Source organism: Streptomyces sp. NPDC002776 (genome assembly GCF_053592195.1).
The window spans coordinates 152,435-169,950 of record NZ_JBSFVG010000013.1; the positions used below are offsets into that span (position 1 = coordinate 152,435).

General features: G+C 71.6%; 14 protein-coding genes, 1 pseudogene and 1 riboswitch. Of the genes and pseudogenes, 13 read left to right on the forward strand and 2 right to left on the reverse strand.

From position 1 onward, the window contains the following. Positions 1-77 precede the first annotated feature (77 nt). The 8 genes from shc (at position 78) to ACWD11_RS25305 (ending at position 9,007) form a co-directional block, all read left to right on the forward strand. Positions 78-2,069, forward strand: coding sequence for a squalene--hopene cyclase (shc, locus tag ACWD11_RS25270; RefSeq protein ID WP_389419082.1), 1,992 nt, complete (start codon positions 78-80; stop codon positions 2,067-2,069). Further along, entirely contained in the window at positions 2,069-2,710 is a 642-nt protein-coding gene (locus ACWD11_RS25275; RefSeq protein WP_389419081.1) for a phosphorylase family protein, read from the forward strand. Before shc ends, ACWD11_RS25275 begins: the two co-directional genes overlap by 1 nt. Positions 2,711-2,715: 5 nt before the next feature. Next, positions 2,716-3,738 (forward strand): adenosyl-hopene transferase HpnH, encoded by a 1,023-nt coding sequence (gene hpnH, locus ACWD11_RS25280; protein ID WP_389419080.1) that lies wholly within the window; start codon positions 2,716-2,718, stop codon positions 3,736-3,738. A 4-nt stretch (positions 3,739-3,742) separates the two neighbouring features. Beyond that, a complete protein-coding gene (gene ispG / locus ACWD11_RS25285; RefSeq protein ID WP_451285678.1) occupies positions 3,743-4,900 on the forward strand; it encodes a flavodoxin-dependent (E)-4-hydroxy-3-methylbut-2-enyl-diphosphate synthase in 1,158 nt (385 codons plus the stop codon). A gap of 27 nt (positions 4,901-4,927) precedes the next feature. Further along, complete coding sequence (gene dxs, locus ACWD11_RS25290; protein ID WP_389419078.1) at positions 4,928-6,820, forward strand: 1-deoxy-D-xylulose-5-phosphate synthase; 1,893 nt, start codon at positions 4,928-4,930, stop codon at positions 6,818-6,820. Continuing rightward, positions 6,817-8,202 (forward strand): aspartate aminotransferase family protein, encoded by a 1,386-nt coding sequence (locus ACWD11_RS25295; RefSeq protein ID WP_451285680.1) that lies wholly within the window; start codon positions 6,817-6,819, stop codon positions 8,200-8,202. Before dxs ends, ACWD11_RS25295 begins: the two co-directional genes overlap by 4 nt. A gap of 74 nt (positions 8,203-8,276) precedes the next feature. Then, complete coding sequence (locus ACWD11_RS25300) at positions 8,277-8,888, forward strand: helix-turn-helix domain-containing protein (protein WP_451285682.1); 612 nt, start codon at positions 8,277-8,279, stop codon at positions 8,886-8,888. Next, the gene (locus ACWD11_RS25305) at positions 8,885-9,007 is read left to right on the forward strand and encodes a DUF6126 family protein (protein ID WP_389419075.1); all 123 of its coding nucleotides are present in this window, start codon (positions 8,885-8,887) and stop codon (positions 9,005-9,007) included. Before ACWD11_RS25300 ends, ACWD11_RS25305 begins: the two co-directional genes overlap by 4 nt. A 9-nt stretch (positions 9,008-9,016) precedes the next feature. On the opposite strand, the gene ACWD11_RS25310 is transcribed toward ACWD11_RS25305, so the two are convergent. Further along, positions 9,017-9,802 (reverse strand): tyrosine-protein phosphatase, encoded by a 786-nt coding sequence (locus ACWD11_RS25310; RefSeq protein WP_451285684.1) that lies wholly within the window; start codon positions 9,800-9,802, stop codon positions 9,017-9,019. A gap of 484 nt (positions 9,803-10,286) precedes the next feature. Then, positions 10,287-10,456, forward strand: a riboswitch (cyclic di-AMP (ydaO/yuaA leader). Positions 10,457-10,458: 2 nt separating this feature from the next. Here ACWD11_RS25310 and ACWD11_RS25315 point away from each other — a divergent pair. The 3 genes from ACWD11_RS25315 to ACWD11_RS25325 all read left to right on the forward strand — a co-directional run bounded on the left by ACWD11_RS25315 (position 10,459) and on the right by ACWD11_RS25325 (position 13,351). Further along, positions 10,459-11,415, forward strand: a complete 957-nt coding sequence (locus ACWD11_RS25315; RefSeq protein ID WP_451285686.1) for a peptidoglycan DD-metalloendopeptidase family protein — start codon at positions 10,459-10,461, stop codon at positions 11,413-11,415. Positions 11,416-11,633: 218 nt separating this feature from the next. After that, positions 11,634-12,419, forward strand: coding sequence for an SGNH/GDSL hydrolase family protein (locus ACWD11_RS25320; RefSeq protein WP_389419219.1), 786 nt, complete (start codon positions 11,634-11,636; stop codon positions 12,417-12,419). 122 nt (positions 12,420-12,541) lie between these two features. Beyond that, positions 12,542-13,351 (forward strand): SIMPL domain-containing protein, encoded by an 810-nt coding sequence (locus ACWD11_RS25325; protein WP_451285688.1) that lies wholly within the window; start codon positions 12,542-12,544, stop codon positions 13,349-13,351. 9 nt (positions 13,352-13,360) lie between these two features. On the opposite strand, the pseudogene ACWD11_RS25330 reads toward ACWD11_RS25325, so the two are convergent. Beyond that, positions 13,361-13,919 (reverse strand): annotated as a pseudogene (locus ACWD11_RS25330) (TetR family transcriptional regulator C-terminal domain-containing protein). 115 nt (positions 13,920-14,034) lie between these two features. On the opposite strand from ACWD11_RS25330, the gene ACWD11_RS25335 reads away from it, so the two are divergent. Then, positions 14,035-15,228 carry an MBL fold metallo-hydrolase gene (locus ACWD11_RS25335; RefSeq protein WP_451285690.1) on the forward strand — a complete coding sequence of 398 codons (1,194 nt, stop codon included), beginning with the start codon at positions 14,035-14,037 and terminating at the stop codon, positions 15,226-15,228. Positions 15,229-15,660: 432 nt separating this feature from the next. After that, positions 15,661-17,481 carry an ATP-binding protein gene (locus tag ACWD11_RS25340; protein ID WP_451285692.1) on the forward strand — a complete coding sequence of 607 codons (1,821 nt, stop codon included), beginning with the start codon at positions 15,661-15,663 and terminating at the stop codon, positions 17,479-17,481. Positions 17,482-17,516 lie beyond the last annotated feature (35 nt).

Here is a 17,516-nt window from a genome sequence, read left to right on the forward strand (position 1 = left end):
TGGCGCGAGCAAGCGCGCACCGGCCGACGGCGGACCCACAGCAGAGCACCATTTGCACACTGCACGAAGGGGAAGCCATGACAGCGACGACCGACGGAAGCACCGGGGCCCTGCCGCCCCGCGCTGCCGCGGCCAGCGAAACCGACAGCATCACCCCCGCGGCGGCGGGGGTTCACGACGCCGCCGAGCACGCCATGCGGCGTGCCACCGACTTCCTGCTGTCCCGGCAGGACGCCGAGGGCTGGTGGAAGGGCGACCTCGAGACGAACGTCACCATGGACGCCGAGGATCTGCTGCTCCGTCAGTTCCTGGGCATCCTGGAGGAGTCCACCGCCCACGCCGCCGCCCTGTTCATCCGCGGCGAGCAGCGCGAGGACGGCACCTGGGCCACCTTCTACGGCGGCCCCGGCGACCTCTCCGCCACCATCGAGGCCTATGTCGCGCTGCGCCTGGCGGGCGACGCGCCGGACGCGCCCCACATGGCGAAGGCGTCGGCCTGGATCAGGGCCCGCGGCGGGATCGCCGCCGCCCGGGTGTTCACCCGGATCTGGCTGGCCCTGTTCGGCTGGTGGAAGTGGGAGGACCTGCCCGAACTCCCGCCCGAGCTGATCTGGTTCCCGACCTGGGTGCCGCTCAACATCTACGACTTCGGCTGCTGGGCCCGGCAGACCATCGTCCCGCTGACGATCGTCTCCGCCAAGCGGCCGGTACGCCCCGCGCCCTTCCCGCTGGACGAACTGCACACCGATCCGGCGAACCCCAACCCGTCCAAGCCCCTTGCTCCGGCGGCGAGTTGGGACGGCGCCTTTCAACGGCTCGACAAGGCGCTGCACCAGCTGCGCCGGATCGCCCCGCGCAGGCTGCGCCGGGCCGCGATGAACACCGCCGCCCGCTGGATCATCGAGCGCCAGGAGAACGACGGCTGCTGGGGCGGCATCCAGCCCCCCGCGGTGTACTCGATCATCGCCCTGCACCTGCTCGGCTACGACCTCCAGCACCCGGTGATCCGGGAGGGGCTCGCCTCGCTGGACCGTTTCGCCGTCTGGCGCGAGGACGGCGCCCGCATGATCGAGGCCTGTCAGTCCCCGGTCTGGGACACCTGCCTCGCCACCATCGCGCTCGCCGACGCCGGGCTGCCCGCCGACCATCCGCAACTGGTCAAGGCGGCCGACTGGATGCTCGGCGAGGAGATCGTCCGGCCCGGTGACTGGGCCGTGAAGCGCCCCCAACTGCCGCCCGGGGGCTGGGCGTTCGAGTTCCACAACGACAACTACCCCGACATCGACGACACCGCCGAGGTGGTCCTCGCGCTGCGCCGGGTCCGCCACCACGACCCGGAGCGGGTGGAGAAGGCGATCGGGCGCGGGGTCCGCTGGAGCCTCGGGATGCAGTCCAGGAACGGTGCCTGGGGTGCCTTCGACGTCGACAACACCAGTCCCTTCCCCAACCGGTTGCCGTTCTGCGACTTCGGCGAGGTCATCGACCCGCCGTCGGCCGATGTCACCGCGCACGTCGTGGAGATGCTCGCCGTGGAGGGCCTCGCCCACGACCCGCGCACCCGGCGGGGCATCCAGTGGCTGCTCGCCGAACAGGAGGCGGACGGCTCGTGGTTCGGACGCTGGGGCGTCAACTACGTCTACGGCACCGGATCCGTCGTCCCCGCCCTCACGGCCGCCGGGATCCCCACCGCGCACCCGGCGATCCGCCGGGCCGTGGCCTGGCTGGAGTCCGTCCAGAACGACGACGGCGGCTGGGGCGAGGACCTGCGCTCCTACCGGGACGCCAAGGGCTGGAGCGGCCGGGGCGTCTCCACCCCCTCGCAGACCGCGTGGGCGCTGATGGCGCTGCTGGCGGCGGGGGAGCGGGACTCCCGGGCCGTGGAGCGCGGGGTGGCATGGCTCGCGGCCACCCAGCGCGCGGACGGCTCCTGGGACGAGCCGTACTTCACCGGCACCGGGTTCCCCTGGGACTTCTCCATCAACTACCACCTCTACCGGCAGGTCTTCCCGCTCACCGCGCTCGGCCGGTACGTGCACGGGGAGCCCTTCGCCGACGCCAAGGGGGGCTGATGAGCGCACAGCCCGCCGCGGCCCCGCTGCTGATCGCCTGCGCGCTCGGTATCGAGCGCCTGGCGCTGCGCACGGGCGACCAGCGTGGCGCCGGCGGGCCGGTCACCGTGGTGCGGACCGGCATGGGACCCCGGGCGGCCGAGCGGTCCGTCACCCGGGTCCTCGCGCAACCGGCGCTGGCCGGGGCCGCCGTGCTCGCCACCGGCTTCTGCGCGGGCCTCGCCCCCGGGATGCACCCCGGCGACCTGGTCGTCGCCGAGGAGACCCGGGATCCGCGCGGCACCACTGTGTGCGTGGCGACCGAACTGCTGGTCAAGGAACTCACCCGCGCGGTGCCGGGACGGACCGTGCACACCGGACCGCTCACCGGCTCCGATCATGTGGTCCGTGGTCAGGAACGGTCCGGTCTGCGCGCGACCGGCGCCATCGCGGTCGACATGGAGTCGGCCGCGACGCTCCTGAGCGCCGTGCGCGCGGGCGAGCGCCCCGTTGCGGCCGTACGGGTGGTCGTGGACGCTCCAGAACATGAACTGGTCCGGATCGGCACGGTACGCGGGGGAATATCTGCCTTCCGTGTTCTCAGGTCGGTCCTTCCCGCTTTCTTCGAATGGCACCGTTCTTTGCTGCTCCCCAGGAGGTGAGCCAGATGGCCATGCCGCTGCGTCAGTCCATCAAGGTCGCTACTTACTTGGCTGAACAAAAGCTCCGCAAGCGCGACAAGTTCCCGCTCATCGTGGAGCTGGAACCGCTGTACGCGTGCAACCTCAAGTGCGAGGGTTGCGGCAAGATCCAGCATCCGGCGGGCGTGCTCAAGCAGCGCATGCCGGTCGCCCAGGCCGTGGGCGCGGTGCTCGAATCCGGCGCGCCGATGGTGTCGATCGCCGGCGGTGAGCCCCTGATGCACCCGCAGATCGACGAGATCGTGCGGCAGTTGGTGGCCAAGCGGAAATACGTCTTCCTGTGCACCAATGCCCTGCTGCTGCGCAAGAAGATGGACAAGTTCAAGCCCTCGCCCTACTTCGCCTTCGCCGTGCACATCGACGGCCTGCGCGAGCGCCACGACGAGTCGGTGGCGAAGGAGGGCGTGTTCGACGAGGCGGTGGAGGCGATCAAGGAGGCCAAGCGGCGCGGCTTCCGGGTCACCACCAACTCCACCTTCTTCAACACCGACACCCCGCAGACCATCATCGAGGTCCTCGACTTCCTCAACGACGACCTGAAGGTCGACGAGATGATGATCTCGCCCGCCTACGCCTACGAGAAGGCCCCCGACCAGGAGCACTTCCTGGGTGTGGAGCAGACCCGCGAACTGTTCAAGAAGGCCTTCGCGGGCGGCAACCGGCGCAAGTGGCGGCTCAACCACTCCCCGCTCTTCCTGGACTTCCTGGAGGGCAAGGTCGACTTCCCGTGCACCGCGTGGGCGATCCCGAACTACTCGCTCTTCGGCTGGCAGCGCCCCTGCTACCTGATGAGCGACGGCTATGTGCCGACGTACCGCGAACTCGTCGAGGAGACCGACTGGGACAAGTACGGCCGCGGCAAGGACCCGCGTTGCGCCAACTGCATGGCGCACTGCGGTTACGAGCCCACCGCCGTCCTCGCCACCATGGGCTCCCTGAAGGAGTCGCTGCGCGCGATGCGTGAGACGGTCAGCGGAAACCGGGAGTGACCTGATGACCGCCATCCCCTTGGGTGTTCCCGGGGTACCGGCCCGGCCGATCGCCGAGCGGCGACGGTCGCGACGGATCCAGGTCGGACCGGTGGCGGTCGGGGGCGGGGCCCCGGTGTCGGTGCAGTCGATGACCACCACCCGCACGTCCGACATCGGCGCCACCCTGCAGCAGATCGCCGAACTCACCGCGTCCGGCTGCCAGATCGTCCGCGTCGCCTGCCCCACGCAGGACGACGCGGACGCCCTCGCGACCATCGCGCGCAAGTCGCAGATCCCGGTGATCGCGGACATCCACTTCCAGCCCAAGTACGTGTTCGCCGCGATCGAGGCGGGCTGTGCGGCCGTACGCGTCAATCCCGGCAACATCAAGCAGTTCGACGACAAGGTCAAGGAGATCGCGCGGGCCGCGGCCGACCACGGCACGCCGATCCGGATCGGGGTCAACGCGGGCTCGCTGGACCGGCGACTGCTCCGGAAGTACGGGAAGGCCACGCCCGAGGCGCTGGTGGAGAGCGCCCTGTGGGAAGCGTCGCTGTTCGAGGAGCACGGCTTCCGGGACATCAAGATCTCGGTGAAGCACAACGACCCCGTGGTGATGGTCAGCGCCTATCAGCTGCTCGCCGAGCAGTGCGACCACCCGCTGCACCTGGGAGTCACGGAGGCCGGTCCCGCCTTCCAGGGCACGATCAAGTCGGCGGTGGCGTTCGGGGCGCTGCTCAGCCGGGGGATCGGCGACACGATCCGGGTGTCCCTGTCGGCGCCGCCCGCCGAGGAGGTCAAGGTCGGCATCCAGATCCTGGAGTCCCTGGGCCTGCGGCAGCGGCGTCTGGAGATCGTCTCGTGCCCCTCCTGCGGGCGCGCCCAGGTCGACGTCTACAAGCTGGCCGACGAGGTGACGGCGGGCCTGGAGGGCATGGAAGTGCCGCTGCGGGTGGCCGTCATGGGATGTGTGGTCAACGGTCCCGGCGAGGCGCGGGAGGCGGACCTGGGGGTCGCCTCCGGCAACGGCAAGGGGCAGATCTTCGTGAAGGGCGAGGTCGTCAAGACCGTGCCCGAGTCGAGGATCGTGGAGACCCTCATCGAGGAGGCGATGAAGATCGCCGAGCGGATGGAGCAGGACGGCGTCGGGTCGGGGGAGCCGGCCGTCACCGTGAGTTGAGCACCACGGACCGAAGGGGGCCCGCACATGACGATTCTGGAGAGCATCCGGGGACCACGCGACCTGAAGGCGCTGTCCGAGCCGGAACTTCGGCAACTGTCCGAGGAGATCAGGGAGTTCCTGGTGCACGCGGTCGCCAGGACCGGCGGGCACCTCGGGCCCAACCTGGGGGTGGTGGAACTCACCGTCGCCCTGCACCGGGTCTTCGAGTCGCCGGTCGACCGCATCGTGTGGGACACCGGCCATCAGAGCTATGTGCACAAGCTGCTGACGGGGCGTCAGGACTTCTCCAAGTTGCGCGGCAAGGGCGGCCTGTCCGGCTACCCCTCGCGCGAGGAGTCCGAGCACGACATCGTAGAGAACAGCCACGCCTCCACGGCGCTGGGCTGGGCGGACGGGCTCGCCAAGGCCCGCCAGGTGCAGGGCGGGAAGGGCCATGTCGTCGCGGTCATCGGCGACGGTGCGCTGACCGGCGGGATGGCCTGGGAGGCGCTGAACAACATCGCGGCCGCCAAGGACCGGCCGCTGATCATCGTCGTCAACGACAACGAGCGGTCCTACGCCCCGACCATCGGCGGCCTGGCCAACCACCTCGCCACCCTGCGCACCACCGACAGCTACGAACGGGTCCTGGCCTGGGGCAAGGACGTCCTGCTGCGCACGCCCCTGGTCGGCCACACCCTCTACGAGTCCCTGCACGGCGCCAAGAAGGGCTTCAAGGACGCCTTCGCCCCGCAGGGCCTGTTCGAGGACCTGGGCCTGAAGTACGTCGGGCCCATCGACGGGCACGACATCGGCGCCGTCGAGTCCGCGCTGCGCCGCGCGAAGCGCTTCCACGGGCCCGTCCTGGTGCACTGCCTCACGGAGAAGGGCCGCGGCTACGAACCCGCCCTCGCGCACGAGGAGGACCACTTCCACACCGTCGGTGCGATGGACCCGCTCACCTGCGAGTCCCTCGTCCCCGCGGGCGGGCCTTCCTGGACGTCGGTGTTCGGCGACGAGATCGTGAAGATCGGGGAGGAGCGCGAGGACGTCGTGGCGATCACGGCGGCCATGCTGCACCCGGTGGGGCTCGGCAGGTTCGCCCAGCGGTTCCCGGACCGGGTCTGGGACGTCGGCATCGCCGAGCAGCATGCCGCGGTGTCCGCGGCGGGGCTCGCCACCGGCGGGGTCCATCCCGTCGTCGCCGTCTACGCCACCTTCCTCAACCGCGCCTTCGACCAGCTCCTGATGGACGTGGCCCTGCACAAGTGCGGGGTGACCTTCGTCCTGGACCGGGCGGGGGTCACCGGAGTCGACGGCGCCTCCCACAACGGCATGTGGGACATGTCGATCCTCCAGGTCGTGCCCGGCCTCAGGATCGCCGCGCCGCGCGACGCCGACCAGCTGCGGGCGCAGCTGCGGGAAGCCGTCGCCGTGGACGACGCGCCGACCCTCGTCCGGTTCCCCAAGGAGTCGGTGGGCCCGGCGATCCCGGCGGTGGACCGGGTCGGCGGCCTGGACGTGCTGCACCGCGGGGAGCGGCCCGAGGTGCTGCTGGTCGCCGTCGGCGTGATGGCCCCCGTCTGCCTCCGGGCCGCGGAGCTGCTCGCGGCCCGGGGCATCGACTGCACGGTGGTGGACCCACGCTGGGTCAAGCCCGTCGACCCGGCGCTGCCCGCGCTGGCCGCCGGACACCGGCTGGTGGCCGTCGTGGAGGACAACAGCCGGGCCGCCGGGGTGGGCGCCGCCGTGGCGCTGGCCCTCGGTGACGCCGACGTCGACGTGCCGGTACGGCGCTTCGGCATCCCCGAGCAGTTCCTCGCCCACGCCAAACGCGGCGAGGTACTGGCCGACATCGGCCTCACCCCCGTCGAGGTCGCCGGACGGATCGGCGCGAGCCTGGCCGTCCAGGAGCCAGTCAAGGAGACAGCGGAATGACCACGGAGTTCGACCTCGGCGCACTGCTGGCCGAGCGCGGAGCCGAGCGCTACGAGCTGCACGGCAGATACCTGAACCACCAGCTCCCGCGCATGCTGCACACCATCGGCTTCGACAAGGTCTACGAGCGCGCCGAGGGCGCCTACTTCTGGGACGCCGAGGGCCAGGAACACCTGGACATGCTCGCCGGGTTCGGGGTGATGGGCCTCGGCCGCCATCACCCCGTCGTCCGCAAGGCGCTGCACGACGTCCTCGACGCCCAGCTCGCCGACCTCACCCGCTTCGACTGCCAGCCCCTGCCCGGACTGCTCGCCGAGAAGCTGCTCGCGCACAGCCCGCACCTGGACCGGGTGTTCTTCGGCAACAGTGGCACGGAGGCGGTCGAGACCGCGCTGAAGTTCGCCCGGCGGGCGACCGGCAAGGCGCGCGTCCTGTACTGCGACCACTCCTTCCACGGCCTGACCACCGGCTCCCTGTCCGTGAACGGCGAGGACGGCTTCCGCGACGGCTTCGGGCCGCTGCTGTCCGACACCGCCGTCCCCCTCGGTGACCTCGACGCCCTGGCCCGGGAGCTGAAGAAGGGCGACGTCGCCGCCCTGATCGTCGAGCCGATCCAGGGCAAGGGCGTGCACGAGGCCCCGCCCGGCTATCTGCGGGCCGCCCAGGACCTGTTGCACCGGCACAAGGCGCTGCTCATCGCCGACGAGGTGCAGACCGGGCTCGGCCGGACCGGGGACTTCTACGCCTACCAGCACGAGGACGGGGTCGAGCCGGACCTGGTCTGCGTGGCCAAGGCGCTCTCCGGCGGCTATGTGCCGGTCGGCGCCACCCTCGGCAAGGACTGGATCTTCAAGAAGGTCTACTCCTCGATGGACCGGGTGCTGGTGCACTCGGCGAGCTTCGGCTCCAACGCACAGGCCATGGCGGCCGGCCTCGCCGTGCTCTCGGTCATCGAGAACGAGCAGATCGTCGCGAACGCCCGCGCCACCGGCGAGCTGCTGAAGTCCCGGCTCGCGGCCCTGGTCGACAAGTACGAGCTGCTCGCCGACGTACGCGGCCGGGGCCTGATGATCGGCATCGAGTTCGGCCGGCCCTCCTCCCTGAAGCTGCGCAGCCGGTGGACCATGCTCCAGGCGGCCCGCAAGGGACTCTTCGCGCAGATGGTCGTCGTACCGCTGCTCCAGCGGCACCGGATCCTCACCCAGGTCTCCGGCGATCACCTCGAGGTGATCAAGCTGATTCCGCCGCTGATCGTCGGGGAGCGGGAGGTCGAGCGGTTCGTGGACGCCTTCACCGAGGTGATGGACGACGCGCACAGCGGGGGCAGGCTGATGTGGGACTTCGGCAAGACGCTGGTGAAGCAGGCCGTCGCCAACCGGTAGGGCCACCCCGTGGCGGGCTTGCCTCTGAGGCAAGAAATTTGCCGTAGAGGCAAGGCTCCGGCTGAATGGAGGGCATGAGCTCTCCCGAGACCGGGCCGGACGGCGACCTGCCCGCGGTGGCGCCGCAGCTGCGAGCCCTGCGACGCCAGGCCGCCCTCACCCTGGAGGCCGCGGCCCGCGCCGCCGGTCTGTCGCCGGCCCACCTCTCCCGTCTGGAGACCGGACAGCGCCAGCCCTCGCTGCCGATGCTGCTCTCGCTCGCGCGCATCTACGGTACGACCGTCTCGGAACTGCTCGGCGAGACGGTCGCCGACCGGGACGCCGTCATCCGCGCCGCCGACATGGAACCGACGGCGGCCGGCGGCTGGACGTACCGGCAGGCGGGCGCGCCCGGCCGGGGGATGCAGGCGCTGCGGCTGCACGTCCCCTTCGGCTCCCAGGGCGACATCGTGCGGGTGCACCCCGGCGAGGAATGGCTCTACGTCCTCACCGGGCGGCTGAGGCTGCGCCTCGGGGACACCGCGCACCGGCTCGCACCGGGCGACAGCGCCCACTTCGACTCGCTCACCCCGCACCGCATCGCCGCCCTGGACGCGGACGGCGTGGAGCTGCTGTTCGTCCACACCCTGCTGCAGAGCCCCACGGCCGCCCTGTGCCTGGGCCCGACCCCCGGAGAGACGCCATGAGCGACATGGAGGAGAAGTTCCCGCGCGCCCTGTGGATCCGGCTGGTCATCTACCTGGCGGTGGGCCATGTCTTCGCCGCGTTCATCTATCTGCTCTTCGAGCTGGGGGCCGGGCAGTAGCCGCCGGGCTCAGTCGAGCAGCCGCTCCCGCAGCCGCTCCCGGATCTCCGCGGTGATGCCGAGCCCCTGCTCCAGGTAGGTGTCGACGTCGCCCCAGGTCTCCTCGATGGTGTCGAAGGCCGCCGTGAGGTACTCGGCGCGCGCGTCGAAGAGCGGGCTGAGCAACTCCATGACCTCGGGGGTGTGGGTGTTGTTGCGCTGCACCTTGTAGCGGCGGTGCTTGGCGTTGGACTCCAGGTAGTCGGCGAGGATCGCTTCTCGCTCCACGCCGAGGGCGAGCAGCGTCACCGCGATCGACAGGCCGGCCCGGTCCTTGCCCGCCGCGCAGTGCATCAGGGCCGGAACGCTGTCCTCGGCCAGGGAACGCAGCACCTGGGAGTGCTCGGCGGTGCGCTCCTTGACGATCGTGCGGTACGACTCGATCATCCGGTTCGCGGCCTTGCCGTCGTCGAGGATCTGCCGCAGCTGCTCGATCTCGCCGTCGCGGACCATCTTCCAGAACTCGGCGCCGTCCGCGGGGTCCGACAGCGGGAGGTTCACATTCCGGACACCCGTGAGCTCGACGTCGGGGCCCTCCAGCTTCTGGTCCGCCACATTGCGGAAGTCGAAGATCGTGTGCAGGCCGAGGGAGTCGAGGAACGCCGTGTCCTGCTCGGTCGCGTGCGCGAGGTGGCCGCTGCGGAACAGCACGCCGTAGCGCACCCGCCGTCCGTCCGTGGTCGGCAGCCCGCCCACGTCACGGAAGTTGCGCACTCCGGCCAGCTCGGGCTCGGTCGACGGGACCTGCTGCGTCACTGGGGCTCCTCCCACCGGATCCCGCCGGCTCGGCTCGCCGACGGGCACGCCTTGACGATACGACATGCATACCGGCCGCTCATTGAATGCGGCAAAACGGGCGAACACCGTGGAAACCCTGCTGATTCACCGCCGGTTAGCGCGTCGACCATGATGTGACAGTTCTCCATCTGCGCCGCTTCTGAGCGTTCTGTCCGAATTGCAGCCTTCCTTCCAACTCGCTCTGGGATAAAGGGGTGTGGAGCAGCGTCACGTGAGCAGCGTCATATCCGTGACCGAGTGTCGCCCGTCATGTTCACGTAATTCACCCGTTTCTCAAGGGCGTTTGCGGGAACGGCCCCTCCTTAATGCACGCAAAGTGACGAGGAATTCCCACAAGGGATCAAGAGGTACGGCTTCATGTGGAACCTTCTGCTTGTCCCTTTGCGTCTTGGTCGCTTACGTTCGCCACCACTCCGAGCGGAACGCCTAATCCTGCCGCTGCTCGGAACCCGCACCCACTCACCCGTGCACGGCAGGAGCGGGGGACCCACAGGCACCACCGCCTGGTCCGGTTCCCGGAACAGGCTCGGGGTCAAGTCGCGCCCAGCGCGCGGCCGGACATCTCCAGTCCGCACCCGACAGCTCACCTCGTAGGCGCCGGAGAGGAAATCGCCATGCCCGCGAAGGGTAAGCACCGCCGTCCCAAGGCCCTGCGCTTCACTCGCTCGATCGCCGTCGCCGGCACCGGTGGCGCCGCACTCGCCCTCCCGCTCCTGGGGGCCACCGGCGCCCACGCGGCCCCGTCGCAGTCCGTTCCGGAAAAGGCCGTTCAGTCGGTCCAGACCGCGGACAAGAAGGCGGCCGAGCAGAAGGCCACCGCGAAGAAGGCCACCGCCACGACGTACACGGTGCGCTCGGGGGACTACCTTTCGAAGATCGCGAACGAGCAGAACGTCAGCGGTGGCTGGGAGAAGCTCTACGCGGACAACCGTGAGGCCGTCGGCGACGACCCGGCGCTGATCCACCCCGGCCTGAAGCTGTCGATCGGCAAGAGAGCCGCCACGACGGACACCGCCGAGAAGCCGGCCGCCAAGTCCTCCACGAAGTCCTCGTCCGCCGAGTCCTCCTCGTCGAGCTCCGCCAAGTCCTCCGAGGCCGCGGAGTCCTCGCAGGCTCCGGAGTCCGAGGCGGCCACCACCTCGCAGGCCGCGCAGAGCTCCGCCGGCGGCTTCAGCTCCCCCGTCTCCGGCGCCGGGGTCGGCACCGCCTACAAGGTCGCGGGCAGCATGTGGTCCAGCGGCTACCACACCGGCGTCGACTTCGTCGTGCCGACCGGCACCTCCCTGAAGGCCGTGGGCGCGGGCACCGTCGTCTCGGCCGGCTGGGCCGGCGCGTACGGCAACCAGGTCGTCATCCGGCTCGCCGACGGCCACTACGCGCAGTACGCCCACCTGTCCTCGCTGTCCGTCTCCAGCGGCCAGTCGGTGACGGCGGGCCAGCAGGTCGGTCTCTCCGGCTCGACCGGCAACTCGACCGGCCCGCACCTGCACTTCGAGATCCGCACCACGCCGGACTACGGCTCGGACGTCGACCCGGTCGCCTACCTCCGCGCGAAGGGCGTCTCCGTCTGACGGACGCGCCGCTGAGGAACCACCTGTCCGACACGCCACCGAAGGCCGGACCCAGATCCCCGGGTCCGGCCTTCGGTGTTTTTATTCCGGAATTGGTGAAGCCTTGAAGAGTGGGGTATCTCACCGACCGTCAACCCCTGCCTACGGTCGCGTAGGTCACATTAGAAGGTGAATCATGACCCGATGTGGCAGACGATTCGAAGAGTGACAACAGAGCAGTGATCGGGTCGTACGTGGCGCTGGGGGACAGCTTCACCGAGGGCGTCGGCGACCCCGGCCCGGACGGGGCGTTCGTCGGCTGGGCCGACCGGTTCGCGGTACTGCTCGCGGACCGCCGCCCCGAGGGGGATTTCCGCTACACGAACCTGGCCGTACGCGGGAAGCTGCTGGACCAGATCGTGGCCGACCAGCTCCCCAGGGCGCTCGAACTCGCCCCGGACCTGGTCTCGTTCTGCGCCGGCGGCAACGACATCATCCGGCCCGGCACCGACCCCGACGAGGTCGCCGAGCGGTTCGAGCGGGCCGTGGCCCGGCTCACCGAGGCCGCCGGCACCGTCATGGTGACCACCGGCTTCGACACCCGTGGCGTGCCGGTGCTGAAGCATCTGCGCGGCAAGATCGCCACGTACAACCTCCATGTCCGGGCCATCGCCGACCGGTACGGCTGCCCGGTGCTGGACCTGTGGTCCCTCAAGACCGTGCAGGACCGGCGCGCCTGGGACACCGACCGGCTGCATCTGTCGCCCGAGGGGCACACGCGGGTGGCGCTGCGCGCGGGACAGGTCCTCGGTCTGGAGGTACCGGCCGACCCGGACCAGCCCTGGCCGCCGCTGCCGCCGCGCGGGACCCTGGAGATCCGGCGCGACGATGTGCAGTGGGCGCGCGAGTACCTGGTGCCGTGGTTCGGGCGGCGGCTGCGGGGGGAGTCGTCGGGCGACCATGTGATCGCCAAGGGCAGTCTGTCGCCGGGCGACATCAGGATGTGGATCGAGACGGCCGTCTGAGGCAGGCCCGGGGCCGGGGCGGGCTCGACCAGTGAGGTGACGGCGGGGGAGTGGTGCACGCGCGCGTGCGGACCCCGGTGCTGGGATGGGCCCGTCCCGTCCGCACGCCCGGAAGGTCGGCCATGACCGTACCGCTGCCCCGTCCCACCGCCACCGTCGCCGTCGCCCTCCTCGCCCTCGGTCTGCCGCTCCTCGCGGCCGCTCCGGCGACCGCGCTGGCCGGCGCCGGTGCCGCGCCGGCGAGCCCCGCTGCTGTTTCGGTGCAGGCTCCGGCCGGCCCCGCCACCTCGGCCGTGCGCAGCTCGCCGGTGTCGTCGACCATCACGGTGACCGGGGTCGGCTCCGCGACCGCCGTTCCCGATCTGGCCGTCGTCAGCGTCGGCGTCGAGGCCGTCGGCAAGACCGCGCAGGCCGCCCAGGACGCCCAGAGCAAGGCCGCGAACGCCCTGCTGAACGCGGTGCGCGAGCGCGGGGTGGCCGAGCAGGACGTGCGTACCGAGGGGCTGTCCCTGACGCCGGTGTACAAGTACCAGGACGGCAACTCCACGCTGACGGGGTATCAGGCCGCGCAGAACTTCTCCCTGAAGATCCGCATGGTCGCGCGGACCGGACTGATCCTGCAGTCCGTCACGGACGCCACCGGCGACGCGGGCCGTATCCACGGGGTCGTCTTCGACGTCGCCGACCGCACCGAACTGCGGGCACGCGCGCGTACGGCCGCGCACAAGGACGCGCACGCCAAGGCGCTCCAGTACGCCCGGCTCAGCGGACGGCACCTGGGCCGGCTGATCTCGCTCACCGAGGGCGTGTCGGGCGGGCCCTCCCCGGTCCCGGCCCCCGCCGACGTGGCCGGGAGCGGGGTGGGCGTGCCGATCGCGCCCGGCGAGATCCAGGACGACGTCCGGGTCACGGCCGTCTACGAGCTGGACTGATTCCGGGGTTCACCGCGCCGCCGCGGTCAACGCCTCCCGCTCCACACCCAGTTCCCGGGCCAGCGCCTCGTCGGCCCACTCCTGCGCACGCGCGCGGGACAGCGCGCCCGGGTAGGACGTCCGCTGGACGGCGAGCCCGTCGAGCAGGGCCGTCCGGCGCAGGGCCGCGCCGGCCGGGTCGGGGCAGCGGAACTCGCCCGCGGCCACCCCTTCGGCGATGACCTCGGCTAGGGCCGCCTTCCACTGCGTGTCGAGGGTCTGGGTGACCTCGCGCAGCGCGGGTTCGCGCAGCGCCGCGGCCCAGCCCTCGATCCACAGCCGCCAGCCCTTGGCCTGGCCGGTGGGCGCGTACCGGCGCACGGGCGCGCGCAACCGGCGCAGCGCGGTCGTCCGGCGCCCGAGCAGCTTGCGCAACTGGGCCAGGGTCCTCGGCCGCGTGGGCGAAGGCGGCGGCGACCAGCTTCTCCTTGCTGGAGAAGTGGTACAGCACCAGAACGTTGCTCACGCCGAGCGCCGACGCCACGTCGGCGATCCTCACCGCCGCCACGCCCGGCGTACCGGGGCCCAAGGAACAGGGTGAGGCGCGTGACGAGGGTGCGGTCGAGTGTGGCGGGCCGGGCCGAGGGCGTTGTCGGAGGGGCCGACCATAATGGGATGCCTCGACGACTCCACATGGAGGTACCGTGACCGGTTTCCGTTCCCTGAGCTCCGTGCTCCGTGCGCTGGAGCCGGCGGGCTTCGGCGCGGAGCCGAGCGGCGAGCGCCTGGCGCGCATCCGCAGATCGCCCCACTTCAAGGACGGCGTCTTCCAGAACCCCGGAGGACTCGCCCGGACCCGGCCCTCCGGCTCGATGCTGGAGTTCGCCAAGGTCTTCTTCGCCAAGGACGAGCGCCCGCGCAGATCCCCCCGCGGCAGCGTGCCCGTGCACTCCACCACGCTCGCCGACCTCGCGCGCCCGCCCGCCACCGGACTGCGCATCACCTGGATGGGCCACTCCAGCGTGCTCGCGGAGATCGACGGGCACCGGGTGCTCTTCGACCCCGTCTGGGGCGAGCGCTGCTCCCCGTTCTCCTTCGCCGGGCCCAAGCGACTGCACCCGGCGCCGCTGCCGCTGGCCGCGCTCGGCCCGGTCGACGTCGTCGTCATCTCGCACGACCACTACGACCACCTGGACCTGCCCTCCATCAGGGCGCTGGCCGGCACGGACACCGTGTTCGCCGTGCCGCTCGGCGTCGGCGCCCACCTGGAGCGCTGGGGCGTCTCCCCCGACCGGCTGCGCGAGCTGGACTGGCACGAGTCGGCCAAGGTCGGCGGGCTCACCCTTACCGCCACCCCGGCCCGGCACTTCTGCGGCCGCGGTCTGCGCAACACCCAGCACACGCTGTGGGCCTCCTGGTCCGTGGCCGGCTCCGAGCACCGGATCTTCCACAGCGGCGACACCGGGTACTTCGAGGGCTTCAACGACATCGGCGCCGCGTACGGCCCGTTCGACACGACGATGATCCAGATCGGCGCGTACAGCGACTTCTGGCCGGACATCCACATGACGCCCGAGGAGGGCATGCGCGCCCACCTCGACCTCCAGGGCGGACAGCCGCACGGCGTGCTGCTGCCGATCCACTGGGCCACCTTCAACCTCGCCACGCACGCGTGGGCGGAGCCCGGGGAGTGGACCCGGGACGCCGCCGACGAGGCCGGCCAGGCGGCCGCCTTCCCGCGGCCCGGCGAGCCGTTCGAGCCCGCCGGACTGCTGCCCGTCCAGCCCTGGTGGCGCTCGCTCTCGGCGCCGCTCCCGCACCCTTGGCGCCGTCCGGAGCCGGTGGCCGCGCCCGAGGAGGGCGCCCGCGGTGACCTCGATCTGGCCGGTGACCGCTGAGCAGCGGCAGACGCACCCCGACACGGCGGGTGACGGTCGGGCCAAAACCCCCGAGGGTGTGAAAGCGGCGTCGGCGGGTTGACGCCGGTCGGAGAAACGGCAGACGACGAGGGCCGGGAAGCGAAGGGCTTCCCGGCCCTCGTCGTCCGCCTGTGACCACTTCCGACCAGGTGTGATCGATGCTTTTGCGTTCGGTGGCGGGATCCGCTTCGGGCCGTCGATCTCCCGTACGAGCGCTCATACCAGAGGTGGATGCTCCGCGTACGAGTTTGTCAACTGCCCACCGCACCTGATGCGTTGCCGACTACTGTCAGTGTCCGTCGGGCGACGCAGGGCCGAATTCCTCGGTCCCGCCGACCGACACCGCGATGGCGCCGCGCCCGCCCGCGCCCCGGCCCGGTGGCGCGCCCGACGGACAGTACGAGGACACCGATGTCTCACCTCCGCGCACCGGCCGCACGCGCAGACCGCCGTGAGGGCGGGCGGCACGGTCGGCCGGTCGCCCGCCCCGCCCCGAGCCTGCCCGAGACGCACATACGGCCGCAGCTCCTGCGGCTCGCCGTGCTGCCCCCAGTCGCGGTCGCCCTCGCCGGCTGCGCGGCCGTGCTGTTCACCGTCCGCACCACCGGCGCCCGGCCGGGCCTCACCCTGTGGGGCATGCTCGCCGGCGCCGGCGCGGTCGCCCTCTCGGGGATCGTGATCGCCGCCGTGGCCGCCGACCGCACCGCCAGGTACGTCAGCGAACGCATCGGCGCCCTGCGCCGCAGCAGCGCCCGCGGCGAGGCCGACCTGCGCGCCCTGGTCGAATCCCTGCGCCGGGGCGACAGCCCGCCCCGGCGCAAACCGCGCAGCGGCCCGCCCGAGGACGCCGATGACCTCGAACTGCTCGCCGCCGACCTGGCCCGCGCCCACGACGGGGCCGTCACCGCCGTCGTCCAGGCCGCACAGCTGTCCAGCCAGGCCGGCAGCGAACAGAAGCTGGAGGTCTTCGTCAACCTCGCCCGGCGCCTGCAGTCGCTGGTGCACCGCGAGATCTCGATCCTCGACGAGCTGGAGAACGAGATCGAGGACCCCGACCTGCTCAAGGGCCTCTTCCACGTCGACCACCTCGCCACCCGGATCCGCCGCCACGCCGAGAACCTCGCCGTCCTCGGCGGTGCCGTCTCGCGCCGCCAGTGGAGCAACCCGGTCTCCATGACCGAGGTGCTGCGCTCGGCCATCGCCGAGGTCGAGCAGTACTCCCGGGTCAAGCTCGTGCCGCCGATCGAGGGCACCCTGCGCGGACACGCCGTCGCCGACGTCATCCATCTGCTCGCCGAACTCGTGGAGAACGCCACCGTGTTCTCCGCCCCGCACACCCAGGTGCTGCTGCGCGCCAACCTCGTCACCTCCGGGCTCGCCGTCGAGGTCGAGGACCGCGGCCTGGGCATGCCCGTCGGCGAACAGGAGCGGATGAACGCCCTGCTCGCCGACCCCGACCAGGTCAACGTCGCCAGCCTGCTGGCGGACGGCCGCATCGGCCTGTTCGTGGTCTCCCAGCTCGCCAAGCGGCACGGCATCAACGTCCGGCTCCAGACCAACATCTACGGCGGAGTGCAGGCCGTCCTCGTCGTACCGCAGGGCCTGCTCGGCAGCGCGCCCGGCGGCACCGGGACCGCCGTAGCCCCGCAAGCGCCGCAGCCGCAGGTGGCCGGGCCGCCCCCCGCACACGCCCCGTCGCAGCGGCCGGGCCCCCGGGCCGCGGCGCCCAGGGCGAACGGCTCCGGGCCCGTGCCGTTGCCGGTGCGCGGCGCCCATGAGGAGCGGCGCACCATCGCGGAGGCCGTGCCCGGCATCAGCCCCGAGGACCGGGCGGTCGTCGCCGAGCACACCGTCGCGCCGCCCATCCCGCGCTCCAGTGCCGTGCGCGGCACCATGGGCAAGCCCCACCTGCCCAAGCGCCGCGCCCAGGAACACCTCGCCCCCCAACTGCGCGACGGTCCCGCGCCGCGGCAGGAACCCGAGCACCTCGCCGGACACGACCCCGGACTGATGGCCGCCTTCCAGCGCGGCGTCGGCCTCGCCGAGGCCCAGCAGCACCTGGAGTCCGAGCACCCGGACCAGCTCGGACCCGACGCCCTCGCCGCGGACTTCACGGCCGCGGACTTCACGGCGGCGGACGTGACGCCGGCGCGCATACCCCAGGCGAGCCCCGCGCACCTGTCCCGCCCCGAGCACACCAACCGGCACGACGGGAGCGCATCAGCCGGATGACCACGCACGCACCCACCCCCACCCCCACCCCCACC